Genomic DNA, 26338 nt, shown 5'->3' with positions numbered 1-26338 from the left:
TGGATATGCGCAAGGTGGTGTACCGGGAGACGCATTCTTCGCGGGCCGCGGTGTCCGTGGTGGCGGCGGCGCTGGTGATGGGTCTCGCAGGCTACGGTCTGCTCGAATCGGCCGTGCACGCCATTGGGCAACCGGCGTGGCTGATTGAACCCCAACTGGCTGCCGAACGCATTGTTGCCCTGCCCGCCGGCGTGCCCCCGCTCCTGCTCGGTGCCGGCGGCGCCGTGATCGCCATGGCGGGCCTGTTCTTTCTGCTTAATGCTGTGCTGCCCGGCCGGCGGGCCCGCCACGTGCTGAACGGCGGCGACTCCCCGACCGCCGTGGTGGTGGACGACGAAGTCATCGCCTCGGCCCTGGCCCGCAGCGCCCGGCTGGCCGCCAACGTCACTCCGGAACAGGTCATGGTGGTGGTTTCGCAGCGCCAGGTCATCGTAAATGTCCGGCCCACCTCAGGAGTTCCGGTGACGGAGCAGGCAGTGCTCGCCGCCGTCGAAGAGGAACTCCGGGCGATGGCGCCGGAACCTCTGCCGGAAGTCCGCGTGAACATCTCCACCGCAGGGGTGATTGGCGCATGACCAGCACACCGTCCCTGCTCAACCGGATCCTGCTCGGAATCCTCGGACTCAAACTGCTCGCGGTGGGCATCCTCCTGGTCCTGCTGGCCACCGTGCCCGCCGTGGGCACGTGGTGGCACGGCTGGTCGGGCGCCGCCTGGAACGGGCTGAACCAAGCCTTCGACAGCACCCGGTTTCCCGGCCGGCCCGAAAGCTGGCTGTGGATCATGATGGCCATTGCCCTGGTGATCCTGATTTGCCTCATGGTTGCCTGGCTGGCCCAGCAGGGCAAAGGCCGGGGAAACCTGCTGGTCGCCGAATTCGATCCCGGCGCGGTCCCCGGAGACGTGCGGATCAGCGGGGGAGTCGCGGAGCAGGCGCTAAAGCATGCTTTGGCGGAACGGCCGGACCTCGCCGGAGCCACGGTGGCCACCTACGACGTCCACGGTACCCCGGCGCTCAAGATCAGGCTTCAACCGCGCCAGGGAGTGGCGCCGCACCTGTTAGCCGCAGAGGTTGCTGACCTCGTGGCGGCCCTGGATGCAGTGGTGGGAAAGCCCACGCCCGCCCTGATCCACATCGGTGCCGGGGCCAGGACACGGTTCAGCCGGGCCGAGCGCGTCCGGTAGCCGGGGCGCTGGGCTAGTTGCGGGTCAGGTAGGCCGCACAGTTCGGCGGTATCGCGTCAATGGCCTCGGCCGCCGGCAACCCGCTCTGGAGCGCCACCGCATACCCAGACGGGACCGGCGCCGCCCCTGAACCCATATTGCTGAGGATCAGGACGCTGCCGTTCTCAAAGGCCAGTACCCCGTTTGCCGGGTGATGGACCCCGGCCCACCGGAAAGTTCCGTTTCCCAGGCCGTTGGACGAGCGGAACGCCAGAGCTGAGCGGTACAGCTCCAGGGTGGACCCGGCGACGCCGTCCTGCCGGTCGGCAGCGAGGTCCCTGAACGACTCCGGCTGGGGCAGCCACGGGGAGGCAGGAGCCCCGGCGTCACCATCGCGGGCACTGGTGAAAGCCTCCGCGAAGCCATAGCCCGGTTCCTCCGCCTTCCAGGGGAGCGGAACCCGGCAGCCGTCGCGGCCCACTTCCACGCCGTTGGTCCGGAAGAACGTGGGATCCTGTCGGGCTTCGTCCGGCAGCGTGGTGTGCTCAGGGAGGCCGAGCTCCTCGCCCTGGTAGATGTAGGCCGAGCCCGGCAACGCCAGTGACACCATGGCAGCCGCGCGGGCGCGTGCCAGTCCCAGGGCGGCGTCCGGCTGTTCATCGGCGGCGGCAATGCCCTTCGGGAAAGTGGTGGGATCCGCCAGGCCGAACCGGGTGGTGTGGCGGACGGTGTCGTGGTTACTCAACACCCAGGTGGAGGGCGCCCCGACGGTCGCGTCGGCACGGAGGGAATCCTCGATGGCTTCGGCCATGCGCTCCGCGTCCCACCCGGCAAGGAGGAAGTCGAAGTTGAAGGCCTGCTGCATTTCGTCTTGACGGACATACCTGGCCAAGCGTTCGGCCGGTTCCACCCACGCTTCCGCCACCAGCATCCGATCGCCGTCATAGGCGGCGAGGACGCGGTTCCAGTCGCGGTAGATGTCATGAACGCCGTCCTGGTCGAAGAACGGCGACGGCGGATACTGCGGGGACACGGCCCGGTGGGGCTCCTGGGCATCGGTGTGTCCGCCGGGGGCATCGCCCGGCGGCGTACGTCGCTTGTCGGAGGCCTCCCCGGAGCCTTCCACCATGGCGGCCACGCCTTCCCAGTCCGGCAGGCCCGCTTCCTTGACCAGTCCGTGGGCAACGTCCACGCGGAAGCCGTCCACGCCGCGGTCCAGCCAGAAACGCAGCACGGACCGCATCTCTTCCTTGACCTCGGTGTTCTCCCAATTCAGGTCCGGCTGCTTCGTGTCAAACAGGTGGAGGTACCACTGGCCCGGCCTGCCGGCGACGCCGGTGATCCTGGTCCAGGCAGGGCCGCCAAAAATGGATTTCCAGTTGTTCGGGGCAACATCGCCGAGTCCTGAACCGGGAACGGAATCCTTGCCGGACCGGAACATGTAGCGGTCCCGGGCAGGTGATCCGGGGGCGTCCGCCAGTGCCTCACGGAACCAGACATGTTCGTCCGACGTGTGGTTTGGCACCAGGTCAACGATGACTCTTAGGCCCAGGCCGTGAGCCTGCTGCAGCATCTCGTCGAAGTCAGCCAATGCCCCGAAGAGCGGGTCCACCTGGCGGTAGTCCGCGACGTCGTAGCCGGCGTCCGCCTGAGGCGATTTGTAGAAGGGTGAGAGCCAGACGGCATCAACGCCAAGCCGTTTGAGATAGGGCAAGCGTGCCGTCACACCCTTGAGGTCCCCCATTCCGTCGCCGTTGGCATCCGCGAACGAGCGTGGGTAGATCTGGTAGATGACGGCGCTGGTCCACCAGGCCTGAGCGGAGGAATCTGCATGCGGGGCGGGGCGGTCTGCCAAAAATATCCTTTCCGTAAACATTGCGTGTAAACGCTTGCATTCTATGCAGCAACCTTACTAGTGTGATGCTCACCACTCAACCGCACTGCCGATTTGCTCGAAACTCAGCGAGGAGTCTCCTACATGAAATCCCCTAAGTTCCTATTACCCGCCGCCGGCGCCGCCATCCTGGCACTCACGCTCTCCGCCTGTGGAGGCGGCGGAGGCGGCACAGGCGGTGGCGGCAGCGATGCCGAACAGGGCCTCGACGGCCGTGGGCCCATCACTTACGTCCAGGGCAAGGACAACAGCAACGTTGTCCGCCCGCTGATCGATAAGTGGAACGCCGCCCACCCGAATGAGAAGGTCACGTTCAAGGAGCAGACGGACCAGGCCGACCAGCAGCACGACGACATCGTCCAGCACTTCCAGGCGAAGGACGCCGGCTACGACGTCGTTGACGTGGACGTTGTTTGGACAGCCGAGTTCGCTGCCAAGGGTTGGCTGCAGCCACTCAAGGACAAGATGGCGATCGACACCGGCGCCATGCTGAAGCCGACGGTCGAGAGCGCCACCTATAAGGGAACGCTGTACGCGGCGCCCCAGACCTCCGACGGCGCCATACTCTACTACCGCAAGGATTTGGTTCCCACCCCGCCTAAGACCTGGGACGAAATGATGGGCATGTGCTCCATCGCCAAGGCAAACAACATTGGCTGCTTCGCGGGCCAGTTCAGCAAATACGAGGGCCTGACAGTCAATGCCTCCGAAGCCATCAACTCCTCGGGGGGCTCCGTGCTGGACAAGGACGGCAAGCCCAGCTTGAACACCCCTGAAGCCAAGACAGGGCTGGAAAACCTGGCGAAGGCATATGCCGACGGCAACATTCCCAAGGAAGCCATCACCTACAAGGAGGAAGAGAGCCGGCAGGCCTTCCAGGACGGCAAGCTGCTGTTCCTGCGCAACTGGCCTTACGTCTACAACCTGGCCGTCACGGAAGGATCCTCCAAGGTCAAGGACGTCCTGGGCATGACTGCCCTGCCGGGCAAGAGCGGACCGGGCGCCTCCTCGCTGGGCGGCCACAACCTGGCGGTCAGTGTCTACTCGAAGAACAAGGCCACCGCCCTGGACTTCCTGAAGTTCATGACCTCCGAAGAAACTGAGAAGTTCTACGCCACCCAGGGCTCGCTGGCCCCGGTCCTGGGATCGCTGTACGACGACGCGCAACTGGTCGCCAAGCTGCCGTACCTCCCGGTGTTGAAGACGTCCATCGAGAATGCCGTGCCGCGTCCGGTGACGCCTTTCTACCCGGCGGTCACCAAGGCCATCCAGGAAAATGCCTACTCTGCCATCAAGGGGGAGAAAACCGTGGAATCTGCATTGTCAGACATGCAAAAGTCCATCGAATCCGCTAGCGCGGGACAGTAGCCAGTCATGGCAACCGAATTGGGCCCGACGCCGGTAAAGTCACCGGCGTCGGGCGGTACCCCGGTCCATCACGCACCCAAAGGGGTGGGTGAGGACAACAAGATCCTGAGCCAGGGCAAATGGGCCACCTGGCTGCTTGCTCCGACCATCATCGCCCTGGCCGTGGTGATCGTTTACCCGATTATCAGCGCCATCGTGATGTCCTTCCAGAAGGACGCCGGGCTGGACCCGGTCACCGGGCTGTTCACCGCCGGCGGGCCGGCCGGCTTCCAAAACTACGTCAACTGGCTTGCCCAGCAGTGCGCGGCACCCGGCGGCGGGACGGTGGCATGCCCGCCCGGAACCCTCGGCGGCCAGTTCTGGTCCGCGACGGCCACCACGTTCTTCTTCACCATCATCACCGTGACTTTGGAGACGGTCCTCGGTTTCTGGATGGCCCTCATCATGGCCCGGACGTTCCGCGGCCGCAGCCTGGTCCGCGCAGCGGTCCTGGTTCCCTGGGCCATCCCCACTGCCGTCACTGCCAAGCTGTGGCTGTTCATCTTTGCCTTCGAAGGCATCGCCAACAAGCTCTTCAACACCACCATCCTGTGGACCGGCAGCGAATGGCCGGCCAAATGGGCTGTGATCATCGCCGACGTCTGGAAGACCACGCCCTTCATGGCGCTGCTCATCCTCGCCGGCCTGCAGATGATTCCGGCCGAAGTCTACGAGGCCGCCAAGGTTGACGGTGCCAGCACCTGGCAGCGGTTCCGGATGATCACTCTTCCGCTGGTCAAACCGGCGCTCATGGTGGCCGTCCTCTTCCGCACACTGGACGCACTGCGGATGTTCGACCTTCCGTACATCCTCACAGGCGGGGCAAACAACACCACCACGCTGTCCATCCTGGTCATCAACCAGATCAGGCAAGGGTTCAACGCGGCGGCGGCATTGTCCACGATCACCTTCATCATCATTTTCCTGGTTGCGTTTATCTTCGTGCGCTTCCTGGGTGCAAACGTTGTGGAACAAAGCGGAGCCACCGGTAAGGGGAAGAAATGAGCGCCGCCACAGCCAGCCCCGCCCTGCGGGCGCAGCAGGACAAGGGCCGGAAGGCCTCCCAGAACAGGGAAAAATGGGCGCAGGGACGCACCTACATCAGCGCCGTCGTCGTCCTGATCTGGTGCCTGGCACCGGCCTACTGGATGGTGGTCACCGCGTTCCGGGAAGTCGGATTCACCTACGACACCTCGATCCTGCCGACCCACGTCACGCTGGACAACTTTAAGACGGCGTTCGACACCTCGTTCGGCAACCACTTCGGGCAGGCGCTTCTTAACAGCGTGTTCATCGGCGGCGTGGTCACCGTGGTGTCCCTGCTGATCGGTGTTTTCGCAGCCTATGCCCTCGCCCGGCTGAACTTCCGGTTCAAGTACCTGGTGCTGGGCTTCATCCTGGGCGCATCGATGTTCCCGGGCGTCGCCCTCATCACGCCGCTCTTCCAGCTGTTCACCAACATCGGCTGGATGGGCACCTACCAGGCGCTGATCATCCCGAACATTTCCTTTGTGCTGCCCCTGACGGTGTACACGATGACTTCCTTCTTCCGCGAAATGCCGTGGGAACTGGAGGAATCGGCACGCGTTGACGGTTGCACGCAGGGCAAGGCGTTCCGGAAGGTGATCCTGCCCTTGGCGGCACCGGCCATCTTCACGACGGCCATCCTGGCGTTCATCTCCTCCTGGAACGAGTTCCTGATCGCCAGCCAGCTGTCCAGCGACGCGACCCAGCCGGTTACTGTTGCCATCGCCAGCTTCGCGGGGGCCCAGCCCAACCAGATTCCGTACACGGCCATCATGGCCGCCGGAACCATCGTCACCATTCCGCTGGTGATTCTGGTCCTGGTCTTCCAGCGCAAGATTGTTGCCGGCCTCACCGCGGGCGCCGTCAAGTGAAAGCCGGTTCCGCGGAGGGCCAGCAGAATCACGGACTGGTCCGCAGCCAGGACCGGCGGGCCCGCTCCGGCGAGGATTTCGACATCATCATCGGATTCCTGGGCTTCTGGGCGGTGGTGTTGCTGGTAGTCACCGTCTGGATGGAGGTGACAGCCCAGCCGGCCTTGGGCTGGGCGTTGGGCCTGCTGGCCATGCTTGTGGCGCTTTATGGCATGGTCCGGCTCCGCCGGCGCCTGCCCGCGAGGACCGCCACGCGTAAGAAATAGGGGATGATCGAGAGCTCAGGGCTGGGCAGAATAGACTGCCTCTTTGCCGCCGGAACAGCCGCGCGGCAAGGATCTGCCAACAGCTGGCAAGGGGAAACCGTGGCACGCAGTACGGAGAGGTCGCAACGCGGCGGCCACAGCGGCGTCTCCATTGAGGACGTGGCCGCAGCCGCGGGAGTTTCCACTGCAACAGTGTCAAGGGCAGTGCGCGGGCTGCCCAGGGTTTCCCCCGCCACCCGGGAGAAGATCCTCGGGGTGGCGGAATCCCTGGGCTACGTGGCATCCTCGTCGGCCTCAGGGCTGGCCACCGGCCGCACCAAAACCATCGGTGTTTTGGCGCCGTTCGTGAGCAGGTGGTTCTTCTCCAAGGCCATCGAGGGTGCGGACCGGGAGCTCCACGCCCGTCAGTACAATCTGTCGCTCTTCAACCTGGGCGGGCACGGCAGCAACCGGGAGCGCCTCTTCAGCAAGACAATGGTGTACAAACAGATCGACGCCCTGCTGGTCCTGTGTATGGCCCTCACCCCCGACGAGACGGACCACCTGCAGAAGATCGACATACCGCTGATCGTTGTTGGCGGTCACGTGGAGGAGTGCGCTTACATCGGGATCGACGACTACGGCGCGTCGTCCACGGCCGTCCGGCATCTGATCGACCTCGGCCACCGTGATATTGCGCTGCTGCACGGCGACGACGAAACGGACCTCAATTTCGACGTGCCCCGCGTGCGGATCCTGGCCTTTAAGGAAGTGATGGCCGAAGCCGGCCTGCCCATCCGTCCGGAGTGGGACGAATGGGGGGACTTCACCGTCCGCAGCGGCCAGGAGGCCTTCCGGCGCCTCTGGGGCAGGCCCGGTCCCAAGCCCACCGCCATCTTCTGCGCCAGCGATGAGATGGCCATGGGCGTGATTTTCGAAGCCGCCCGGGCAGGTGTGCGCGTGCCGGAGGAGTTGTCGGTGGTGGGCATCGACGATCACGATTTCGCCGATGCCGTGGGCCTCACCACCGTGCGGCAGCGGCCGGATGAGCAGGCTGAGCTTGCCACCAAGATGCTTCTGGACGAACTGAACGGGATGGCGGGGGCGGTGCGCTCGGTCGTCGCGCCGCACCAGCTCATCGTCAGGGGTACGACGGCGCCGCCTCCTTCCTGAGGCAGCGAACCCCCAGCCGGGGTTTCGGGAGCTCCGGTCAGGAGGCGCGGGCGAGCTGGCGGATCGGGATCCAGCGGGAAGCGAGCCGCCGGTAGGCCGCTGCGGCTCCGGTCATGTCGCCCTCGGCGAGGCATTCGATGCCCAACCTGATGTCCATCGGAGACTCGTCCGGGTAGACCTTGTCCGCCACTGCGCCGTAGTCGAGCTCCACCATGGAATTGACGTGGAACATCTCCAGCCACTCGGTCAGCTGGGCAAGGTCGTCCAGCATGTCCAGGTCCGGGGCTGCCAGGGCCAGGTTGGCCACGGCGTAGCGTGCCCGCTCCATGGCGTCGGTGATGGGGGTCCACACTCTGACGGTGAGGATACGGCCGCCCGATTCGACGACGTCCTTGTGGTCGCCCTCGGCAAAGAGCGAGAACCAGCTGAACGGGATGCCCCACGTGGACGCGCGGGTATGCACCCGGATGCTGCCGTCCCGGGCCTTGACCTGGTCGATCCGTTCCTGGTGTTTGTCCCGCTGTTCCTCCGGAATCAGCATCTCGGCCAGCGGGCCGTGGATCCCTTCCATCAGCGCATTGGCGGCGAGGCCGGCGCGCAGGACCAGCTGGCTCGGACAGTAGAGCAACACACGCCCGGGGCCGGCGCTGCGGGACTGACCGCCCGTGCCGGCGGCAGCACCGGCGTCGGCTGTTCCTGCCTGCGGTGCGGGGTGCGGCGTCGCGCCGGGGGCGCTGGTCACCCGGACCAGGTCCGTCCGTCCGGTGGGGAAGGGGTCACCCCCGGCGCGCGTAATCCGGCCCAGCGAGGCGAGCAGTTCGGCGTTTTCGACGGCGGCGCGGGAGGCTGCCCGGGCGCCGGCGGCACGGATGGCTTCCCGCTGCCCTTCAGGGAAGGCTTCCAACGGTTCGTAGACGCGGAGCGTTGAGGAGAATGGCAGGCCGGCCTGCCCCCGGTAGAGGTTTCCCGTCACCGCAGTCTCTCTTCCATGGCCCCGGCGGCGGTCATCAGTCAGCCAGTTCCACAATGACGGGGGCGTGGTCCGATGCGCCTTTGCCCTTGCGCTCCTCGCGGTCGATCGATGCGCCCGTGACCCGTGCAGCCAGAGCGGGTGAGCCCAGCACAAAGTCAATGCGCATGCCTTCCTTCTTCGGGAACCGCAACTGCGTGTAGTCCCAGTAGGTGTACACGCCCGGCCCGGGCGTGTACTCGCGCGCCAGGTCCTTGAACCCGGCCTCCTCGAAGGCATGGAACGCCGCGCGTTCCGGCGGGCTGACGTGGGTAAGCCTGTTATTGACGAAAAGGTCAATGTCCCAGACGTCGTCGTCGAACGGGGCGATGTTCCAGTCGCCCATGAGGGCCACCTGCGCGGCCGGGTCCGAGGCGACCAGGCCCTGGGCATGATCCTTGAGGGATTCGAGCCATTTGATCTTGTACGGCATGTGTTCGTCGTCGAGGGAGCGGCCGTTGGGCACGTACAGGCTCCAGACCCGCACGCCGCCGCACGTGGCTGCCATGGCGCGGGCTTCCTGGACGGGGTCCTTGCCTTCCTTTCCGAAGGCGGGCTGGTCCAGGAACGTGCGCTCGACGTCTTCCAGGCCCACCCGGGATGCGATGGCCACACCGTTCCACTGGCTCACTCCGAAGTGGGCCACCTCGTAACCCATGCGCTCGAAGAGTTCCCACGGGAAGTTCTCGTCCTTGCATTTGGTCTCCTGGATGGCCAGGACATCACAGTCGCTGCGCTGCAGCCAGGCTTCGACACGGTCGGCGCGGGCACGGAGGGAGTTCACATTCCAGGTAGCAATCTTCACAGTCCCTAACTTACCTTGGCCGCACTGGTGCGGGGAAAGCCCTGCCACGCCGCCCGCCCCCGCAGCTTCAGCCTTTCAGCCCTTCAACCCGGGGAAGTCTGCGTCGGAATACTCGATGCCATAACCGGCGGCCCCGTTGGCCGTGTCCTGCTGCGCTTCGTCCGTTCCGGCAGGCTTCGTGGTGCCGGTGCCAGCGCCGGTGCCGGTACTGGTGCCAACGCCAGCGTCGGTGCTGGTACCAGTGCCGTGCCTGGCTTGCTCGCGATGCCGCAACTCCACCCGGCGGATCTTGCCCGATATGGTCTTGGGCAGCGCCGCGAATTCGAGCCTTCGGATCCGCTTGAACGGTGCCAGATGTTCACGGCAGTACCGCAGGATGTCCTCCGCCAACTCCGGCCCCGGCTCCAGTCCCGCCACCAGGACTACGTAAGCCTTCGGCAGCGAAAGTTTAAGCGCGTCCGGCGAGGGCACCACCGCGGCCTCGGCCACTGCGGGATGTTCCAGGAGCACGCTCTCCAGTTCGAACGGTGAGAGCCGGTAGTCCGAGGACTTGAAGACGTCATCATCCCGGCCCACATAGGTGATGGTTCCCCGCTTGTCCCGGCTGGCCATGTCGCCCGTGTGGTAGTAACCGCCGCGGAACGCATCCGCGGTCTTCGCAGCGTCGCCGTAGTAGGACTTCATCAGGCCCACAGGCCGGTGGTCAAGGCGGAGGCACAGCTCGCCGTCGTCCGCTTCCTCCCCGGTGATTGGGTCCACCAGCACCACGTCGTAGCCGGGCAACGGCTGGCCCATGGCACCGATGGTGACCGGCTGACCCGGCGTGTTGGCCACCTGGACAGTACTTTCGGTCTGGCCGAAGCCGTCGCGGATTGTCTGGCCCCAGGCGCGCTGCACCTGGTCGATCACTTCCGCGTTCAGCGGCTCGCCGGCCGAGACAACCTTCACCGGAGGGGTCCTTAGCAGCTTCAGATCCGCCTGGATCAGCATGCGCCACACCGTGGGCGGGGCGCAGAAGCTGGTGACACCTTCACGGTCCATCTGCTCCATGAGGGCGCGGGCGTCGAAGCGCTCGTAGTTGTACACAAAAACGCACGCCTCCGCGATCCAGGGGGCAAAAAAGTTGGACCACGCGTGTTTGCCCCAGCCTGGGGAAGCGACGTTCAGGTGAACGTCACCCGGTTCCAGGCCGATCCAGTACATCGTGGACAGGTGCCCCACCGGATACGACGTGTGCGTGTGCTCCACGAGCTTGGCCTTGGACGTGGTGCCGGACGTGAAGTACAGCAGGAGGGTCTCATCCGCCCTGGTGGGGGCGCCGGGTTCGAAAGTGGCGGGCGCCGTCGTCGAATCTGCATACTGGAGCACCGGCGTGGTGTTCCCCGGCGAGGATACGCCGGCTGCCGTTGGTGCGGCTGCCGTAGTTGGTGCGGCTGCACGGCCGATCTCAATCAGGCGGTAGTTGCCGGGCACGCCGGCGAACTTGCCGATGTTTGCATGTCCGACGGCGGCCCAGCGCGCCTCGCCGCGCTCCACGCGTTCGGCCAGGTCTGCCGGGCCCATGAGGGTGGTGGTGGGGATCAGGACAATGCCGAGTTTGATCCCCGCAAGCATCAGTTCCCACAGCTCCACCTGGTTGCCCAGCATCACAATCATCCGGTCGCCCCGCCGCACCCCCTCGCTTCGCAGCCAGTTGGCCACCTGGTTCGACCGGACGGTGAGGTCGGCGAAACTGCGGCGGGTAGCCGAGCCGTCCTGTTCCACGATCACGAGGGCGGGGTTGTTGGCCTTGAGGGGATCGGCGGCGATCTGATCGAACCAGTCGAGGGCAAAATTGAACTCCGAAAACTGTGGCCACCGGAATTCCCGCCGGGCGCGGTGGTAGTCGGAACGGAGTGCCAGCAGGTGGTCCCGTGCTTCCCGGAATTCATCGGTCACTGACAAGGAGAGACCTTTCGCCACGTGATGCGCATCACTAATACCGAACCCTTTGCAATATACTAGGACATCCAAGAGTTTGGAAGACTGAAGGGACGTAGGCCGTGCAGCCGCCAAAACATGAGCTTGATGTGACAGACCTCCCGCCGTTTCCCGATGCCGACCTGATGTACATTGTGGACCTCCTGCCGGCCGCCGAACGCGAGCGGTACCTCGACACCCGGGCGTTTCTTCAATCCACGGTACGGCCAGCGTCCATCGACTACTGGAACCGCGAGGAGTTCCCCTTCGGGCTGGTGGCGGAACTGGGCAAGCGCGGGCTGGGGCAACTGCAGACCGACGGCACGTCGAAGCTGTTCAAGGGCCTGATGTATGTGGAGGTGGCCCGGGCGGACGTCTCACTCTCCGCCCTCGTCGGAATCCACAACGAACTGATCGTGGGCATGATCGATGCGCTGGGCTCCGAGGAGCAGAAGCAGCGCTGGCTGCCCGGCCTGGGCGCGTTGACCCAGTTGGGTGCGTTTGCCCTGACCGAACCGGAGCACGGCTCGGACATTGCCGGCGGCCTCGAGACGACAGCACGGCTGGAGGCCGGTGAGTGGGTCATTGACGGGGCCAAACGATGGATCGGCTCGGGCACCATCGCCGACTTTGCCCTGGTGTGGGCCAGGGACCAAGCGGACGGCCAGATCAAAGGCTTCATTGTGGAGACCGACCGTGCCGGATACAGGGCCACCAAGATCGCCAACAAGATCGGCCTGCGGATCATGCAAAACGCCCACATTGTGCTGGATAACGTCAGGATTCCCGAGTCCAACCTGCTGCCGGGTGCCACGGACTTCGCCAAGGCCAACGAACTCCTGCGGGATTCCCGGGCCTGGGTGGGCTGGCAGGGGGCCGGTATCCAGCTGGCCGCGTTCGACATCGCCCGGGCCTATGCACTGGAACGCCGGCAGTTCGGCAAGGAGCTGGCCCGCTTCCAGCTGGTCCAGCAGCAGCTGGCAGAGATCCTGGGCAACGCGTCCGCATCACTGGCGCTGATGGCGCAGCTCGCCCGGATCCAAACGGACGGAAAACTGGAGATGGCGCAGGCTGCCATGGCGAAATCCACCTGCACCCGGCTGGCGCGCTCCTCGGTTGCCATGGGACGGTCCCTGCTGGGCGGCAACGGGATTAGCGCCGACTATGAAATGGGCAAGCTTTTCGGTGACGCGGAAATCCTTTATACCTATGAAGGCAGCTACGAAATCAATTCGCTGATCGTGGGCCGTGCCGTCACGGGTAAATCCGCGTTCGTTTAGTACGGCGAACGAAAGCACCTGCATTACTAAGCACTATTCCCTTAACAAAAAACTGCCCTGGCCATGCTTCACAGCATGGCCAGGGCAGTTAATCAGAACCTTACAGCGGGCGAATGTTCTCTGCCTGCGGGCCCTTGGGACCTTGGGTCACATCGAATTCGACTTTCTGGTTCTCGTCCAGGGAGCGGTAGCCGCTGCTGGCGATTGCGGAGTAGTGCGCGAAAACATCGGCGGATCCGTCGTCCGGAGCGATGAAGCCAAAGCCCTTTTCAGCGTTGAACCATTTAACTGTGCCTGTTGCCATTGCTAACTTCCTTTGTAACCCTTTTCTGGTCCTGCTCGGACGGCAGGCAGACGCGGAAACTGTGGTCCGCACTCTCAAACCTAGGGGCTGCGCCGTGGCCGTGCAATAGCTACGGTCCCTAACTGTCACTCCTGTTATTGAAATGGTGCCTTTGTTCTCGGGCCCAAATGGACCACCGCACAGCAACGCGGGGTCAGATACGGCCCGATAATCCCACCCGAAAGGCCCTCATCTGACCCCGCGTTGCGTTGTTAGACCGCTTCGAGGACGCTGACGTAGTTGGCGATGCCCACCCCGCCCATGTTCTGCACCGCGGCGCGCCGGGCCCCGTCGAGCTGCATGTCGCCGGCGGTTCCGGTGAGCTGCATGGCGGCAATGACGTGCTGGGACACGCCGGTGGCGCCGACGGGGTGGCCCTTGGCCTTGAGTCCGCCAGAGACGTTGATAGGCAGCTTCCCGTCCTTGAAGACCCAGCCCTCGGTGACGGCCCGTGCGCCCTGGCCGGGTTCTGTCAGGCCCATGGCCTCGTACATCAGCAGTTCGGCGATGGTGAAGCAGTCGTGGACTTCGGCGAAGTCCAGGTCGTCAAGCCCGACGCCGGCCATCGCCAGGGCGCGCTGCCAGGACGCGCGCGTGGCCGCGAAGGCCGTGGGGTCCCGGCGTTCGGCCGGGAAGAAGTCGTTGGCGTGGCCGAACCCGGCGAGCCGCACGGGCGCAGTTGCCCCGCCGGTGGGCGAGGTGGAAAGCACAACGGCTGCGGCGCCGTCGGACACGGGGGAGCAGTCGGTGCGGCGCAGTGGATCGGCGACCATGGGGTTTTTGTCCGAGACGGTGCGGCAGAATTCCTCGCCGAGGTCCTTGCGGAGCTGGGCGTAGGGGTTGTCCACGCCGTTGCGGTGGTTCTTCGCGGCGATGGTGCCGAGCACGTCGGAGACTGAGCGGTAGCGCTTTTCGTAGTGCTTGGCGACGTCGGCGAACAGGCCCGTGAATCCGGTGCTGGAGGCTTGGCCGGCCATGTCGTAGTCGGCACCCAGCAGGGCGGCGCCCACCACGTCGGCGCCGGCGTGGGTCATCTTTTCGGCACCGATTACCAGGACGGTCTTGGCCGTGCCGGCCAGCAGCGACTTGGTGCCCTGCTGGAACGCGGCCGAGCCGGAGGCGCAGGCGTTTTCCACCCGGGTGGCGGCGACGTTGGCGAGGTCGGGGGATACCTGCAGGGCCAGGGACGACGGGAAGGCCAGCGGCATCATGCCGGAGTTGAACTGGCCCAGGTAGATCTCGTCGATCTGGCCCGGCTCGATGCCGGCGTTGCTGATGGCTTCGGTGGCCACCTGGACGATCAGGGATTCGAGGGTCTCGTCGGTCAGTTTGCCGAAGCGGCTGTGGCCCCAGCCGGTGAGCAGGACGTCCTTGCCGAACTGTTGCTGCAGGCTCATGCCGTGGCTCCTTCCAGAGCGGATTCGTCGAGGCCGGCATCGAGGGCCACCGTGAAGGGGGCTTCCGTCTTCTCCCGGATTTCCTCCACCGTGACGCCGGGGGCCAGGCGGGTGAGCGTCAGCTGCCGCGCGCCGCCGTCGGCCGTTTCCTGTTCAGTCTTCACAAGGTCAAACACCGCGAGGTCGCTGATGATCCGGTCCACGCAGCTCAGGCCGGTGAGCGGCAGGGTGCACTCGGTGACGATCTTTGCCGTGCCGTCCTTGGCGTTGTGCTCGGTCAGGACCACCACGCGCGGGGTGCCGGCCACCAAGTCCATGGCGCCGCCCATGCCCTTGACCATCTTGCCGGGGATGGTCCAGTTGGCGAGGTCGCCGTTGCCGGAGACCTGCATGGCGCCCAGGATGGCCACCTTCACGTGGCCGCCGCGGATCATGCCGAAGGAGGTGGCGGAGTCGAAGATGCTGCCGCCGTCGAGCACGGTGACGGTCTGCTTGCCCGCGTTGATGAGGTCGGCGTCTTCGTCGCCCTCGTAGGGGAACGGGCCCATGCCGAGCAGCCCGTTTTCGCTCTGCAGGACCACGCGGACGCCCTCGGGCAGGTTGTTGGCCACCAGCGTGGGGATGCCGATCCCCAGGTTCACGTAGTCGCCGTCGTTCAGTTCCTCGGCCGCAATCGCAGCCATTTCATCCCTGGTCCAGGCCATGGGGTTCTCCTTAGGTAGCTGTAGGGGTTACGCGGATGCCAGTTCGGGGCGGGGGCGGACGGTGCGCTGTTCGATGTCCTTGACGCGGCCGCTCGCCTGGACCAGGTGCTGGACGTAAACGCCCGGCGTGACGATGTGGTTGGGATCCAGGTCGCCGGGAGCCACGATCACTTCGGCTTCGGCGACGGTGACGGCGCCGGCGGTGGCAACCACGGGGTTGAAGTTCCGGGCCGTGTAGCGGTAGATCAGGTTCCCGTCCGTGTCCGCGGTGTGCGCGTGGACAAGCGCGACGTCGGCGCGGATGGCGCGCTCCTGGACGTACGTTTCGCCGTCGAACTCCGCGAGCGGCTTGCCTTCGGCCACGAGGGTGCCCACCCCGGTCTTGGTGTAGAAGGCGGGAATCCCGGCGCCGCCGGCGCGGAGGCGTTCGGCGAGGGTGCCCTGCGGAGTGAATTCCACTTCGAGTTGGCCGGCAAGGTACTGCTCGGCGAAGAGCTTGTTTTCGCCAACGTAGGAGGCGATGACCTTGCGGACCTGGCCGGCTTCGATCAGGATGCCCAGGCCTTTGCCGTCCACGCCCATGTTGTTGGACACGACGGTCAGTTCGCGGACGCCGGAGTCGCGGACCGCCTCGATCAGGTCCGCCGGAATGCCGCTCAGGCCGAAACCGCCCACGGCCAGCGTCATGCCGTCCCGGAGCAGATCCTGCAGGACAGTGCCGGCGTTGGATACAAGTTTGGACATTCCATCTCCTCGTCATCGAGTGGTCAGAGCCTGCGGGGTTATCCACTTTGTGGACAACGGGCCTGATGTAGGAGCCTAGGGATCTCGCGGAAGGCGGTCAATCACCTTGACCGCCGAGAACCGCGGATATTTCACAGCGTGGACGGTAGGCTCAGGGGTGTCCACATTGTGGAGGAATTCTTTTTAATGGAGGCCCAAGTGGTGAGTCCGGTCCAGGGAACACAGGTGGTAGGGCGGGTGGCATCGCTGCTGCGCCTGGTCGGCAGGAAGCCGGAGGGCAGCTCACTGGCCGGCCTGGTCCGCGAATCCGGTCTGACCCGGCCCACGGTCCACAGGCTCCTGATGTCCCTGGCTGCCGAGGGGCTCCTGGATCGCGACGCCCGCAGCGGCAACTGGATCCTGGGGCCGGAGATGTTCCTGCTGGGCTCGGTGGCGGCTGCCCGCTTCCCGTTTGAAGACATTGCCAGGCCCAGCCTCCGGCGGCTGGCCGAAGAGACGGGGGAAAGCGCCTTTTACTCCATCCGCCGGGGCCAGGAGGCCGTCTGCGTCCTGCGCGAGGAAGGCAGTTTTCCGGTGCGCTCGTTCGTCCTGCATGAGGGTGTCCGGTTCCCGCTGGGGGTGGCGTCAGCCGGGACCGCCATGATGGCCTTCCTTCCGGACGAGGAACAGGCGGCCATCCTGTCGAACTGGGACCAGCACGCGGGAACCTTTACCACGGGCCACCGCAAGGACGTGGTCGCCGGCAACCTCGAGCGGACCCGGTTGCACGGCTATGCCGTGAATCCCGGCTTGGTCCTCGAAGGCAGCTGGGGGATGGGGGCGGCCGTGTTTGACCAGCAGGGGCGCCCCGTCGGCGCGCTGTCGCTGACCGGCATCGAGCCCCGGTTCCGCCCGGAACGGCAGGAGTTCCTGGGCAAACTGCTTCTGGAGGAAGCCCACCGGATGAGCGCCAAGCTGCCAGCGGAAAGGCCGGTTCACGTCCTTTAAGGCAAGACGGGCCAACCCGACCGCCCCCTAGAAATTAGTAGGAAGTCCGAGTAGATTCGGGTGCAAAGATGACCCCATGCAAAGGAGCATTCGATGGTGCACGAGCTTTCCCACTACGTCGGCGGCCAGCGGGTGGACGGCACCTCCGCACGTTTCAGCGACGTCTATGACCCCTGCACAGGCCAGGTGCAGGCCAGGCTTCCGCTGGCCAGCAAAGAGGAAGTGGCCAACGCGGTGGCCAACGCCGAGAAGGGCCAGCTTGAGTGGGCTGCCATGAACCCGCAGCGCCGCGGCCGGATCCTGCTCAAGTTTGTGGACCTGGTCAACGAGAACATGGACGAGCTGGCCACCCTGCTGTCCTCCGAGCACGGCAAGACCTTCCCAGATGCCAAGGGCGACATCCAGCGCGGCATCGAGGTGGTGGAGTTTTCGGCCAACGCCCCGCACCTGCTGAAGGGTGAGTTTTCGGACAGCGCCGGGCAGGGCATCGATGTCCATTCCCTGCGCCAGCCCTTGGGCGTGGTGGCCGGCATCACCCCCTTCAACTTTCCCGCCATGATTCCGCTGTGGAAGTCCGGCCCCGCGCTCGCCGCCGGCAACGCCTTCATCCTCAAACCGTCGGAGCGCGACCCGTCGGTGCCGCTGAGGCTGGCCGAACTGTACAGCGAAGCCGGGCTTCCGGACGGTGTGTTCAATGTGGTCAACGGGGACAAGGAAGCCGTGGACGCCCTCCTGGAGGACCCGCGCGTCAAGGCCATCGGCTTTGTGGGCTCCACCCCGATCGCCCAGTACATCTACGCGACGGCTGCCGCACATGGCAAGCGCGCACAATGCTTCGGCGGCGCGAAAAACCATATGGTGATCATGCCCGACGCCGATCTTGAGATGGCTGCCGACGCTCTGATCGGTGCCGGGTACGGTTCCGCCGGCGAACGCTGCATGGCCATCTCCGTCGCCGTGCCCGTGGGCCAGGAAACCGCCGATGCGCTGGTGGCCAAGCTGGCCGAACGCGTCAAGGGCCTCAAAGTGGGCCCCAGCATGGACAAAGACTCCGACTTCGGCCCCGTGGTGGCGGCCTCCGCGAAGGACCGGATCGAAGGCTACATCCAGTCCGGCGTGGACGAAGGCGCCACCCTCGTCGCGGACGGACGCGGCCTCACCGTGGACGGCTACGACGACGGCTTCTGGGTTGGCCCCACACTCTTCGACAACGTCACCAAGGACATGAAGATCTACAAGGAAGAGATCTTCGGCCCGGTCCTGAGCGTCCTCCGCGCAGCCGATTACGACGAGGCGCTTAGGCTCTGCTCCGAGCACGAGTTCGGCAACGGCGTCGCCATCTTCACCCGCGACGGGGACGCCGCCCGTGACTTCGCAAGCCGGGTGGAGGTGGGCATGGTGGGCATCAATGTCCCCATCCCCGTACCCATCGCGTATTACACGTTCGGCGGCTGGAAAGCGTCCGGGTTCGGGGACCTCAACCAGCACGGCGCGGACGCATTCCGGTTCTACACCAAGACCAAAACGGTCACCACCCGCTGGCCCTCCGGCATCCGCCAGGGCGCCAGCTTCGTGATGCCGGCCGGCAGCTGATGGCCGCCGGAACGGCAGCAGGGACTGCAGGAGCCGCCGAAACCGCCGAGGTCCTCTTTGAACGCCGCGGCCACCTGGGCGTCGTTACCCTCAACCGGCCCAAAGCCGTCAACGCGCTGAACAGCGGGATGGTCGAGGCCATGTTCGAGCAGCTCACCGCCTGGGCTGACGACGATGCCGTGGCCACCGTCCTGGTCCGCGGCGCCGGTGACCGCGGCCTCTGCGCGGGCGGGGACATCGTGGCCATCTACCGGGACATGCTGGCGGGAGGCAGCGCCACGGCCGATTTCTGGGCGACGGAATACCGGCTGAACCTGCTCATTGCCGAGTATCCCAAACCGTATGTCGCCTTCATGGACGGCCTGGTGCTCGGCGGCGGTGTGGGGATTTCGGCGCACGGCTCGGTCCGCCTTGTCACCGAGCGCACTCGCACCGGCATGCCGGAAACCACCATCGGTTTTGTGCCCGACGTCGGCGGCACGCTCCTGCTGTCCCGCTCGCCGGGGGAGTCCGGGACGCACGCTGCCCTTACCGGCGCCCACCTAAGCGGAGCCGACGCCCTCTTCCTCGGGCTCGCGGACCACTTTGTGCCGTCCGCCAGCCTCCCCGCACTCGCCGAAGCGCTGGAAAGTTCGACGGCCGATGCCGCCGTCGCGCGTTTTGCCCAGGAGCCGCCGGCCTCGGCGCTGGCGGCGCAGCGCGGGTGGATCGATGCTGCCTATGCGTCGGACGACGCCGAAGAAATAGTCCGCCGGCTTCGGGCCGCGGGCGGTGAAGCGGCGGACGCCGCAGCCACCATCGAAGCGAAGTCGCCCACCGCCGTGAAGCTCACGCTCGAATCGCTGCGGCGCGTGCGCGGACTCCCGCTCGCGGAAACCCTGGCGCAGGAATACCGGGTGGGACTCCGGTCCCTTGCAGGCCCGGACTTCCGCGAAGGCATCCGCGCCCAGGTGGTGGACAAGGACCGCAACCCGCAGTGGAAACCGGCGTCCCTCGCCGAGGTGACCGCTGACGACGTCGAGCGCTACTTTGCGCCGATGGGCGCCCGTGAGCTGCAACTTCGTTCAAAGGAGTCCGACCATGTCTGACAGCACAGTTTCCGGCACCATCGCTTTCCTGGGCCTGGGCCACATGGGCGGTCCCATGGCAGCCAACCTGATCAAGGCCGGTCACAGCGTGGTGGGCTACGATCCCGTGCCGGCCGCCGTTGAGGCAGCCACAGGACACGGAATCCCCATGGCTGCCACGGCTGCCGAAGCAGCGGCCGGCGCCGCTGTGGTGCTCACCATGCTGCCCAGCGGACAGCACGTCCTGGACGCCTACCGCGGTGTGAGCGGCCAACCCGGCCTGCTGGAGGTGGCGGCGCCGGACACCATGTTCCTGGACTGTTCCACCATCAACGTCGACGAGGCCCGCGAAGCCGCTGCGATCGCGTTGGAGGCCGGGCACCGCTCCGTGGACGCGCCAGTTTCCGGCGGAGTGGTGGGCGCCGAAGCCGGCACCGTGACATTTATGGTCGGGGCCCTGCCCGACGACTTCGAGACAGTGAAGCCCATCCTGGAGCTGATGGGTAAACGCATTGTGCACTGCGGAGACCATGGCGCGGGACAGGCGGCGAAGGTCTGCAACAACATGATCCTGGGTGTGTCCATGATCGCCGTCAGCGAGGCCTTTGTGCTCGGCGAAAAACTTGGCCTGACGCACCAGGCGCTGTTCGACGTCGCCGCCAACGCCTCCGGCCAGTGCTGGGCGCTGACCACCAACTGTCCGGTTCCCGGACCCGTCCCCAGCAGCCCGGCCAACCGCGACTACCAGCCGGGATTCGCCGGCGCGCTGATGGCCAAGGACCTGCGGCTCGCCCTCAATGCGCTGGAAAGCACGGGAGTGGCTGCGCAGATGGGGCCGCTGGCCTCGAAGATTTACGACGAGTTCGCGGCGGGTGGCGGCGCGGGGCGCGACTTCTCGGGCATCATCACGGACATCAGGGACAAGTCCGCCACGTAGCGTTGGAAGTTCACGTCATTACTGAGACACACAAAGGGGCACGGCTTGGCGCAGCAGTACAAAAACATTTTGGTGGAAACTCGTGGCCGGGTGGGTCTGGTGACGCTTAACCGGCCCCAGGCGCTCAACGCGCTGAACAAGGCCACCATGGAGGAGATCGTCGCCGCTGTTACCGCCATGGACACCGACCCGGCCGTGGGTGCCGTGGTGATCACGGGCTCGGAGAAGGCCTTCGCCGCGGGGGCAGATATCAAGGAAATGTCAGCCAAGGGCTACATGGATATGTATGCCGAGGACTGGTTCCGGGGATGGGAAAGCTTGACCCGGCTGCGGATCCCCGTCGTGGCAGCAGTATCCGGCTTCGCCCTGGGCGGCGGCTGCGAGCTGGCCCTGATGTGCGATGTGATCATTGCCGGCGACAATGCAAAGTTCGGGCAGCCGGAAATCAACCTCGGCGTCATCCCGGGAATGGGCGGCTCACAGCGGCTGACCCGCGCCGTTGGCAAAGCCAAGGCCATGGACATGGTCCTCACCGGACGCATGATGGACGCCGCGGAGGCAGAACGCGCGGGACTCGTCTCACGGGTGGCCCCCGCCGCGTCCGTGGTGGAGGAGGCGCTGAAGGCTGCTGAAGTGATCGCGTCCAAGTCCAAGCCGGCGGCGATGCTGGCCAAGGAAGCCGTGAACGCTGCCTTTGAGCTGGGCCTCGCGCAGGGTCTGCTGTTTGAGCGCCGGGTGTTCCACTCGCTGTTCGCCACGGAGGACCAGAAGGAAGGGATGGCCGCGTTCAGCGAAAAGCGGCAGCCGGAGTTCAAGCACCGCTGACCATCGAGTGCTCCGTAGCGGCCGTTTTTAGGGGTCAAAAGGGCCGCTACGGAGCAATCGATCCAAACCGGGCTCTGGCGGGCGCGGGGGCCAAGACCTCAGTCTGTGAAGTCACCGGCGGCCTTGCGGAAATCGCCCAGCACCCGGAGCAGGTGCTCCACGTCGTCGTCCGCGAAACCGGACTTGCCGAACACCTCGGCGTTGAGCGCCGCCGTCGAACGCTTTGCCAGGGTGCGGCCCTCCGAGGTGAGCTCGATCAGGGTGGTGCGCCCGTCCGTGGGGTGCGGGCTGCGTTCCACCAGGCCCGCCTGCTCCAAACGGTCGACGGCGTTGGTCACCGAGGTGGGATGCACCTGCAGGAGCGCACTGGCTTTGTTCATGGGCAGCGCGCCGCTGCGGGCGAAGCTCAGCAGCGCGAGCAGCTCATAGCGTGCGAAGGTCAGCCCGAACGGTTTGAGGACGGCCTCGATCCGGCCCAGCAGGATCTGCTGGGTCCGCATGATGGCTGTGATGGCAGCCATCGGTGCCGCGACGTCGCCCCAGCCGTGGCGTTCCCAGTTCTGCCGGGCCTCCGCGATCGGGTCGCGGGGGAGCGGAGTTCCCAAGAGTCCTCCTGATTGCCGGGGTCCGAGAGGTGGCCGCGTGACACACCTCACCAGCAATATACTAGGACTTCCAAGGGTATGGAAGGCGGGGCCGGTCTCTCCCTACTTCCACCAGGTGTCGAAGATAGTGACCGGCACGGTGCGCTTGTGCCGGGTGCGCAGGTACTTTTGTTCGATCAGTTCGGCCGCGGCCTCCGGAATGTCCCGGCCCTCAAGGTAGTCATCGATCTGGTCGTAGGAGATGCCAAGTTCGTCCTCGTCGGTGCGGCCGGGCCTGTCATCGAGAAGGTCTGCCGTAGGCACCTTCTCCCAGACCCGGGCGGGCGCACCCAGCTCGGCCAGGAGCTCACGGTTCTGGCGTTTGTTCAGGCCGAACAGGGGCAGGATGTCCGCGCCGCCGTCGCCGAATTTGGTGAAGAAGCCGGTTACTGACTCGGCGCCGTGGTCCGTGCCGATGACCAGGTAATTGTGTTCGCCGGCGAGCGCGTACTGGGCGATCATCCGGGTGCGGGCCTTGGTGTTGCCCTTGTGGAAGTCGGAGATTTCGGCGCCCACGGTCTTCTCGAACTCGTCCTCGAAGCCATCCACGGCGGCGGAGATGTTGAAGGTCCACTCAGTCTTGGCCTGGATGAAGTCGAGGGCGGCCTGGGCGTCATCCTCGTCGTGCTGGACGCCGTACGGCAGGCGGACGGCCACGAAGTTCGCCTCGACGCCCTCGGACTCAAGCTCCTCCACGGCCAGCTGGGCCAGGCGCCCGGCGAGGGAGGAATCCAAGCCGCCGGAGATGCCCAGCACAAAGCCCTTCGTCTTGGTTGCCCGGAGGTACTCCTTCAGGAAACCCACCCGCTTGCGCACCTCCCCGGCAGGATCGATCCGGGGCTGCACGCCCATTTCTTCGATGATGGTGGCCTGGAGTTCGCGCATGTGATCCAGCCTAGCCAGCGCTGTCAACAACGCTCAACTGTGTCCCCGCGCCACGGGCTTTCGGCTCTACACTGCCGGCGGCACCGGACCGGTGGAACCGCGCACCGTGAGGTGCGTGGGCATGAGGGAGCGGCTGCGGCTGCCCCCGCCGGCGAGCGGGTTCAACTGGGCCAACAGCATGGACACGGACACGCGGCCCGCCTCCTCGATGGGGGAGGCCATGGTGGTCAGCGGGGGATTGCAGAAGTCCGCGCCGAAGATGTCGTCGCAGCCCACCACGCTCATGTCCTCCGGCACCCGGATACCGCGTTCGCGCAGCCGCTGCAGCATGCCGATGGCGATGAGGTCGTTAAAGGCGATGCACGCCGACACGCCCGAGTGGACCGCGGCGTCGGCGGCTGCGGCACCCGATTGTGTCTTGGGGGCAAAGGGGCCGAGCCGGCGCACCTCTACCCCGCGGTCTTCGGCGGCCGCGGCCAGCGCGTTCCAGCGCAGGGTGCTGGACTGCGACGTCAGGGGCCCGGCCATGTACGCAATGCGGGTGTGGCCGAGCGAGATGAGGTGGTCCAGGGCCTGGCTGGTGGCCGAGGGCGTATCAATGACCACTGCCGGCACCCCGGCAACGTCGCGGTTGATGGTGACAATCGGGATCTTTGCGGCCGCGGCCAGGAGCGCCTCGTCACTGAGCCTGGAGGCCGTCACAATGATGCCGTCAGCGCTTTTGCGCAGCTGCTCCATGCTGCTGGCCTCCACTTCGTCCGACTCCTCGGTGTCCACCAGCAACTGGGTATAGCCGGCGGCTTTGAGCTGGAGCTGCGTGCCCCGGATCAGGTCGAAGTAGAAGGGATTGGTGATATCAGGCACCAGGACCCCGACGGCGCCGGTGCGCCCCGAGCTGAGGGCCTTCGCCTGGCTGTTGGGAGTGTAGTTCAGCTCCGCGGCGGCCGCTTCGATGCGGGCGCGCGTACGGATGTTGACCCGGTCCGGGGTGGAAAGCGCGCGGGAAACGGTGGACGCGGCCACCCCGCAGATGGCGGCGATGTCATGAATGGTGGCAGGACGCTCTGTTCCGGCTGCTTGCATCGCCATGGCGTTCCTCTCTGAACGGGACAATACGGGCACTGTGACGATAGCCACAGCCCTGATGCTCCTAGATTGCCACAGGATGTCAACATTTGGCAATCGGTTGTCATGGATTGCGCGCGTGTCTAGACTTAGTGCAGAACTTTGTGAAGCAAGTCACCCCGCACCGGAGCGGCACCTAGGCCCCCGGCCCGCGGGCAACCCTAAGGAGATCCCTGTGACCGAAACATCCAGCGCACCCGCCCCCACCGTGTGGCAACTCTCGGGATTCGGCGACGAAGTGGATCCGGATCCCGCGGTCCAGGCCGCCGTAATGCTGGCCCTCGGTGCCAGCTACATCGAGGTCCGCAGCGCCTGGGGAGTGAACGTCTCTGAGCTGACACCCGAGCAGGTTGCCGAACTCAAGGAAATCCTGGACGCCAAGGGCCTGAAGGTCTCCGCCGTGGCAAGCCCCATCGGCAAGGTGGACATCGGGCTCCCGGTGGAGCACGAGGTGGAACGCCTGCGCCAGATCATCTCCGTGGCGAAGGGCCTGGATGCCAAGTACATCCGCATCTTCTCCTTCTACCGCAGTGAAGCCCAGACGCCCGAGGAAATCCGCGACGACGTCATCACCCGCATGCGCGCACTAGCCGACGAAGCCGAAAGCGCCGGCGTCGTGCTCCTGCACGAGAACGAGAAGGACATCTACGGCGATACGCCCCAGCGGGTCCTGGACATCATGGAATCGGTTGACTCCCCGGCACTGCGCGTCGCGTGGGATAACGCCAACTTCGTCCAGGTGGGCGTCCGGCCCTACACGGACGGCTACGCCATGCTCCGCCCGTACCTCGAGTACCTGCAGGTCAAGGATGCCATCATGGCCACCGGAGAGGTGGTGCCCTCCGGCCAGGGTGACGGCGAACTGGACGCCACCATCGCGGCCCTGAAGGCAGATGGCTACGCGGGCTTCGCGTCGCTGGAGCCGCACCTGGCCATCCAGCACGAACTGGGCGGCTTCTCCGGCCCGGTCGCCTTCGGCACCGCAGCGCGGGCCTTTGCCTCGCTCGCCGCCAAAAACGGAATCGAACTTTCATGACCGGCCTCAAGGCCGCGGTCATCGGCTGCGGAGACGTTTCGGCCGTCCACTTCGAGGCCATCGCCAAGCTCGACGGCGCCGCGCTGGCCGCCGTCTGTGACACGGATCCGGGCCGCCTTGCCGCCGCAGTGGCGGCCTTCGGCGTTCCGGGATTCGCGGATCACGCCAGCCTCATCGAGGCGATCGGACCGGACGTTGTCCACATCACCACACCGCACAACACCCATGCAGCGATCGCCACTGACTGCCTGGAGCGGGGAGTCAACGTGATCGTGGAGAAGCCGCTGGCGCACACGCTTGAGGAGGGGCGCCGGCTGGTGGCCGCAGCCGCCTCCAGCCCGGCGAAGACCGCCGTCTGCTTCCAGAACCGCTACAACTCCACCGCCCAGGCCATGCATGCGTTGCTGTCCTCGGGTGAACTGGGCGCCGTGCTGGGGGCTTCGGCCACCGTGTTCTGGCACCGTGATGCGGACTATTACCGCAGCCGGCCCTGGCGCGGCACCTGGGCGGGCGGTGGCGGCGGGCTCATGATGAACCAGGCCATCCACACCGTTGACCTGCTGCAGTGGCTGGTAGGTGATGTTGTGTCGCTGTCCGGTAATGCGGCCACCAGGTTCCTCGGTGAAACCATCGAGGTGGAGGACACGGCGGAATTTGTGGCGGAACATGCCGGCGGGGTCCGAAGCGCCTTTTATGCCACCCTGGCCAACGCCGTCAATGCGCCGGTCACCCTGGATATCGTCACGGAGAACGCCACCCTCAGCCTGCGCGGGGACCTGACCGTCAGTTACGCGGACGGCCGGGTGGAGGTGGTGCCCGAGCGAGTGGTGGAGTCCGGCGGGCGTGCCTACTGGGGCGTCTCGCATGAACTGCTCATCAGCGACTTCTACGCGCGCCTTGGTGAGCCCGGCCCGTTCTGGATCAACCCTGCAGAGGCCGGGAAGTCCCTGCGGATCGTGAAGGAGATCTACCGCCAGAGCTACCCGGACGCAGTGGAGCGGGTTTCCTGAGCCGGTTTTGCGGCCTGCGCAACCGCTAAAGCAACCGATTGGGGCTCGAAACAAACTTTGAGCAATGCCTGCTGAAATCTTAACTCTGCAACATTTTTGACAATCGGTTGCCAAAGTTGGCAATCATGCGTACTCTGAATCTCGAAGGCCGGTGTGGCACACGCCACACCGGCCGAGTTAGCCACTCCCTCGTTCCATAGATTCAGGAG

Annotated in this window: 26 protein-coding genes; 15 read left to right on the top strand and 11 right to left on the bottom strand. The window is 65.7% G+C overall.

Annotation, left to right across the window (positions count from 1 at the left end; all coding sequences use genetic code 11):
- The first annotated feature begins 5 nt into the window (after nucleotides 1–5).
- Nucleotides 6–575 carry a DUF6286 domain-containing protein gene (locus tag NQJ30_RS10480; RefSeq protein ID WP_255769919.1) on the top strand — a complete coding sequence of 190 codons (570 nt, stop codon included), beginning with the start codon at nucleotides 6–8 and terminating at the stop codon, nucleotides 573–575.
- Nucleotides 572–1183: a hypothetical protein gene (locus NQJ30_RS10475; RefSeq protein WP_255769858.1), complete on the top strand. Its 612-nt coding sequence runs from the start codon at nucleotides 572–574 to the stop codon at nucleotides 1181–1183. Before NQJ30_RS10480 ends, NQJ30_RS10475 begins: the two co-directional genes overlap by 4 nt.
- A gap of 13 nt (nucleotides 1184–1196) precedes the next feature.
- On the opposite strand, the gene NQJ30_RS10470 is transcribed toward NQJ30_RS10475, so the two are convergent.
- Nucleotides 1197–3017, bottom strand: a complete 1821-nt coding sequence (locus NQJ30_RS10470) for a glycoside hydrolase family 13 protein (RefSeq protein WP_374113244.1) — start codon at nucleotides 3015–3017, stop codon at nucleotides 1197–1199.
- A gap of 123 nt (nucleotides 3018–3140) precedes the next feature.
- Between NQJ30_RS10470 and NQJ30_RS10465 the strand changes: the two genes are divergently transcribed.
- From NQJ30_RS10465 to NQJ30_RS10445, 5 genes are all read left to right on the top strand, one after another.
- On the top strand, nucleotides 3141–4424 hold the full coding sequence (locus NQJ30_RS10465) for an ABC transporter substrate-binding protein (protein WP_255769857.1): 1284 nt from the start codon (nucleotides 3141–3143) through the stop codon (nucleotides 4422–4424).
- A gap of 6 nt (nucleotides 4425–4430) precedes the next feature.
- Nucleotides 4431–5468, top strand: a complete 1038-nt coding sequence (locus NQJ30_RS10460; RefSeq protein ID WP_255769856.1) for a carbohydrate ABC transporter permease — start codon at nucleotides 4431–4433, stop codon at nucleotides 5466–5468.
- Nucleotides 5465–6361: a carbohydrate ABC transporter permease gene (locus NQJ30_RS10455; protein ID WP_255769855.1), complete on the top strand. Its 897-nt coding sequence runs from the start codon at nucleotides 5465–5467 to the stop codon at nucleotides 6359–6361. The genes NQJ30_RS10460 and NQJ30_RS10455 overlap by 4 nt, the downstream gene beginning before the upstream one ends.
- Nucleotides 6358–6627, top strand: a complete 270-nt coding sequence (locus NQJ30_RS10450; RefSeq protein ID WP_255769854.1) for a hypothetical protein — start codon at nucleotides 6358–6360, stop codon at nucleotides 6625–6627. The genes NQJ30_RS10455 and NQJ30_RS10450 overlap by 4 nt, the downstream gene beginning before the upstream one ends.
- Before the next feature lie 99 nt (nucleotides 6628–6726).
- Nucleotides 6727–7779, top strand: coding sequence for a LacI family DNA-binding transcriptional regulator (locus NQJ30_RS10445; protein ID WP_255769853.1), 1053 nt, complete (start codon nucleotides 6727–6729; stop codon nucleotides 7777–7779).
- 37 nt (nucleotides 7780–7816) lie between these two features.
- Here the strand turns inward: NQJ30_RS10445 and NQJ30_RS10440 are convergent, their stop codons facing one another.
- The 3 genes from NQJ30_RS10440 to NQJ30_RS10430 all read right to left on the bottom strand — a co-directional run bounded on the left by NQJ30_RS10440 (nucleotide 7817) and on the right by NQJ30_RS10430 (nucleotide 11537).
- A complete protein-coding gene (locus NQJ30_RS10440) occupies nucleotides 7817–8752 on the bottom strand; it encodes a hypothetical protein (RefSeq protein ID WP_255769852.1) in 936 nt (311 codons plus the stop codon).
- Nucleotides 8753–8786: 34 nt separating this feature from the next.
- On the bottom strand, nucleotides 8787–9593 hold the full coding sequence (locus NQJ30_RS10435; protein ID WP_255769851.1) for an exodeoxyribonuclease III: 807 nt from the start codon (nucleotides 9591–9593) through the stop codon (nucleotides 8787–8789).
- 75 nt (nucleotides 9594–9668) lie between these two features.
- Complete coding sequence (locus NQJ30_RS10430) at nucleotides 9669–11537, bottom strand: AMP-binding protein (RefSeq protein ID WP_255769850.1); 1869 nt, start codon at nucleotides 11535–11537, stop codon at nucleotides 9669–9671.
- A gap of 161 nt (nucleotides 11538–11698) precedes the next feature.
- On the opposite strand from NQJ30_RS10430, the gene NQJ30_RS10425 reads away from it, so the two are divergent.
- On the top strand, nucleotides 11699–12832 hold the full coding sequence (locus NQJ30_RS10425; RefSeq protein WP_255769917.1) for an acyl-CoA dehydrogenase family protein: 1134 nt from the start codon (nucleotides 11699–11701) through the stop codon (nucleotides 12830–12832).
- Between the two features lie 100 nt (nucleotides 12833–12932).
- On the opposite strand, the gene NQJ30_RS10420 is transcribed toward NQJ30_RS10425, so the two are convergent.
- From NQJ30_RS10420 to NQJ30_RS10405, 4 genes are all read right to left on the bottom strand, one after another.
- Nucleotides 12933–13136, bottom strand: coding sequence for a cold-shock protein (locus NQJ30_RS10420; RefSeq protein WP_013599688.1), 204 nt, complete (start codon nucleotides 13134–13136; stop codon nucleotides 12933–12935).
- 251 nt (nucleotides 13137–13387) lie between these two features.
- A complete protein-coding gene (locus NQJ30_RS10415; RefSeq protein WP_255769849.1) occupies nucleotides 13388–14572 on the bottom strand; it encodes an acetyl-CoA acetyltransferase in 1185 nt (394 codons plus the stop codon).
- Complete coding sequence (locus NQJ30_RS10410) at nucleotides 14569–15276, bottom strand: CoA transferase subunit B (RefSeq protein WP_255769848.1); 708 nt, start codon at nucleotides 15274–15276, stop codon at nucleotides 14569–14571. The genes NQJ30_RS10415 and NQJ30_RS10410 overlap by 4 nt, the downstream gene beginning before the upstream one ends.
- A 27-nt stretch (nucleotides 15277–15303) precedes the next feature.
- Nucleotides 15304–16020: a CoA transferase subunit A gene (locus NQJ30_RS10405; protein WP_255769847.1), complete on the bottom strand. Its 717-nt coding sequence runs from the start codon at nucleotides 16018–16020 to the stop codon at nucleotides 15304–15306.
- A gap of 186 nt (nucleotides 16021–16206) precedes the next feature.
- On the opposite strand from NQJ30_RS10405, the gene NQJ30_RS10400 reads away from it, so the two are divergent.
- The 5 genes from NQJ30_RS10400 (at nucleotide 16207) to NQJ30_RS10380 (ending at nucleotide 21429) form a co-directional block, all read left to right on the top strand.
- Nucleotides 16207–17007, top strand: coding sequence for an IclR family transcriptional regulator (locus NQJ30_RS10400; RefSeq protein ID WP_255769846.1), 801 nt, complete (start codon nucleotides 16207–16209; stop codon nucleotides 17005–17007).
- 93 nt (nucleotides 17008–17100) lie between these two features.
- Complete coding sequence (locus NQJ30_RS10395; protein ID WP_255769845.1) at nucleotides 17101–18600, top strand: CoA-acylating methylmalonate-semialdehyde dehydrogenase; 1500 nt, start codon at nucleotides 17101–17103, stop codon at nucleotides 18598–18600.
- Entirely contained in the window at nucleotides 18600–19688 is a 1089-nt protein-coding gene (locus NQJ30_RS10390) for an enoyl-CoA hydratase/isomerase family protein (protein WP_255769844.1), read from the top strand. Before NQJ30_RS10395 ends, NQJ30_RS10390 begins: the two co-directional genes overlap by 1 nt.
- Nucleotides 19681–20604, top strand: a complete 924-nt coding sequence (mmsB, locus tag NQJ30_RS10385; RefSeq protein WP_255769843.1) for a 3-hydroxyisobutyrate dehydrogenase — start codon at nucleotides 19681–19683, stop codon at nucleotides 20602–20604. Before NQJ30_RS10390 ends, mmsB begins: the two co-directional genes overlap by 8 nt.
- Nucleotides 20605–20649: 45 nt before the next feature.
- On the top strand, nucleotides 20650–21429 hold the full coding sequence (locus NQJ30_RS10380) for an enoyl-CoA hydratase (RefSeq protein ID WP_255769842.1): 780 nt from the start codon (nucleotides 20650–20652) through the stop codon (nucleotides 21427–21429).
- A gap of 98 nt (nucleotides 21430–21527) precedes the next feature.
- Here the strand turns inward: NQJ30_RS10380 and NQJ30_RS10375 are convergent, their stop codons facing one another.
- The 3 genes from NQJ30_RS10375 to NQJ30_RS10365 all read right to left on the bottom strand — a co-directional run bounded on the left by NQJ30_RS10375 (nucleotide 21528) and on the right by NQJ30_RS10365 (nucleotide 24041).
- On the bottom strand, nucleotides 21528–22034 hold the full coding sequence (locus tag NQJ30_RS10375) for a MarR family winged helix-turn-helix transcriptional regulator (protein ID WP_255769841.1): 507 nt from the start codon (nucleotides 22032–22034) through the stop codon (nucleotides 21528–21530).
- Between the two features lie 102 nt (nucleotides 22035–22136).
- Nucleotides 22137–22958, bottom strand: coding sequence for an ammonia-dependent NAD(+) synthetase (gene nadE, locus NQJ30_RS10370; protein ID WP_255769840.1), 822 nt, complete (start codon nucleotides 22956–22958; stop codon nucleotides 22137–22139).
- A 66-nt stretch (nucleotides 22959–23024) separates the two neighbouring features.
- On the bottom strand, nucleotides 23025–24041 hold the full coding sequence (locus NQJ30_RS10365) for a LacI family DNA-binding transcriptional regulator (RefSeq protein ID WP_255769916.1): 1017 nt from the start codon (nucleotides 24039–24041) through the stop codon (nucleotides 23025–23027).
- 217 nt (nucleotides 24042–24258) lie between these two features.
- Here NQJ30_RS10365 and NQJ30_RS10360 point away from each other — a divergent pair, with 217 nt between their 5' ends.
- Nucleotides 24259–25119 (top strand): sugar phosphate isomerase/epimerase family protein, encoded by an 861-nt coding sequence (locus NQJ30_RS10360; RefSeq protein WP_255769839.1) that lies wholly within the window; start codon nucleotides 24259–24261, stop codon nucleotides 25117–25119.
- Nucleotides 25116–26129, top strand: a complete 1014-nt coding sequence (locus NQJ30_RS10355) for a Gfo/Idh/MocA family protein (RefSeq protein WP_255769838.1) — start codon at nucleotides 25116–25118, stop codon at nucleotides 26127–26129. The genes NQJ30_RS10360 and NQJ30_RS10355 overlap by 4 nt, the downstream gene beginning before the upstream one ends.
- The last annotated feature ends 209 nt before the right edge of the window (nucleotides 26130–26338 follow it).

The organism is Pseudarthrobacter sulfonivorans (assembly GCF_024391045.1).
GTDB classification, from domain to species: Bacteria; Actinomycetota; Actinomycetes; order Actinomycetales; family Micrococcaceae; genus Arthrobacter; species Arthrobacter sulfonivorans_B.
The sequence above is the reverse complement of the archived record's forward strand: the minus strand, read 5'-3'. Positions and strand labels throughout refer to the sequence as shown.

Excerpts from the sequence above, each read along its gene's own strand:
- nadE (WP_255769840.1), bottom strand. The coding sequence starts at position 22,958 with ATGCGCGAACTCCAGGCCACCATCATCGAAGAAATGGGCGTGCAGCCC.
- mmsB (WP_255769843.1), top strand. The coding sequence starts at position 19,681 with ATGTCTGACAGCACAGTTTCCGGCACCATCGCTTTCCTGGGCCTGGGC.
- NQJ30_RS10395 (WP_255769845.1), top strand. The coding sequence starts at position 17,101 with ATGGTGCACGAGCTTTCCCACTACGTCGGCGGCCAGCGGGTGGACGGC.
- NQJ30_RS10465 (WP_255769857.1), top strand. The coding sequence starts at position 3,141 with ATGAAATCCCCTAAGTTCCTATTACCCGCCGCCGGCGCCGCCATCCTG.
- NQJ30_RS10390 (WP_255769844.1), top strand. The coding sequence starts at position 18,600 with ATGGCCGCCGGAACGGCAGCAGGGACTGCAGGAGCCGCCGAAACCGCC.
- NQJ30_RS10405 (WP_255769847.1), bottom strand. The coding sequence starts at position 16,020 with ATGTCCAAACTTGTATCCAACGCCGGCACTGTCCTGCAGGATCTGCTC.
- NQJ30_RS10460 (WP_255769856.1), top strand. The coding sequence starts at position 4,431 with ATGGCAACCGAATTGGGCCCGACGCCGGTAAAGTCACCGGCGTCGGGC.
- NQJ30_RS10415 (WP_255769849.1), bottom strand. The coding sequence starts at position 14,572 with ATGAGCCTGCAGCAACAGTTCGGCAAGGACGTCCTGCTCACCGGCTGG.
- NQJ30_RS10475 (WP_255769858.1), top strand. The coding sequence starts at position 572 with ATGACCAGCACACCGTCCCTGCTCAACCGGATCCTGCTCGGAATCCTC.
- NQJ30_RS10410 (WP_255769848.1), bottom strand. The coding sequence starts at position 15,276 with ATGGCCTGGACCAGGGATGAAATGGCTGCGATTGCGGCCGAGGAACTG.
- NQJ30_RS10425 (WP_255769917.1), top strand. The coding sequence starts at position 11,699 with ATGTACATTGTGGACCTCCTGCCGGCCGCCGAACGCGAGCGGTACCTC.
- NQJ30_RS10400 (WP_255769846.1), top strand. The coding sequence starts at position 16,207 with ATGGAGGCCCAAGTGGTGAGTCCGGTCCAGGGAACACAGGTGGTAGGG.
- NQJ30_RS10480 (WP_255769919.1), top strand. The coding sequence starts at position 6 with ATGCGCAAGGTGGTGTACCGGGAGACGCATTCTTCGCGGGCCGCGGTG.
- NQJ30_RS10420 (WP_013599688.1), bottom strand. The coding sequence starts at position 13,136 with ATGGCAACAGGCACAGTTAAATGGTTCAACGCTGAAAAGGGCTTTGGC.
- NQJ30_RS10365 (WP_255769916.1), bottom strand. The coding sequence starts at position 24,041 with ATGCAAGCAGCCGGAACAGAGCGTCCTGCCACCATTCATGACATCGCC.
- NQJ30_RS10355 (WP_255769838.1), top strand. The coding sequence starts at position 25,116 with ATGACCGGCCTCAAGGCCGCGGTCATCGGCTGCGGAGACGTTTCGGCC.
- NQJ30_RS10455 (WP_255769855.1), top strand. The coding sequence starts at position 5,465 with ATGAGCGCCGCCACAGCCAGCCCCGCCCTGCGGGCGCAGCAGGACAAG.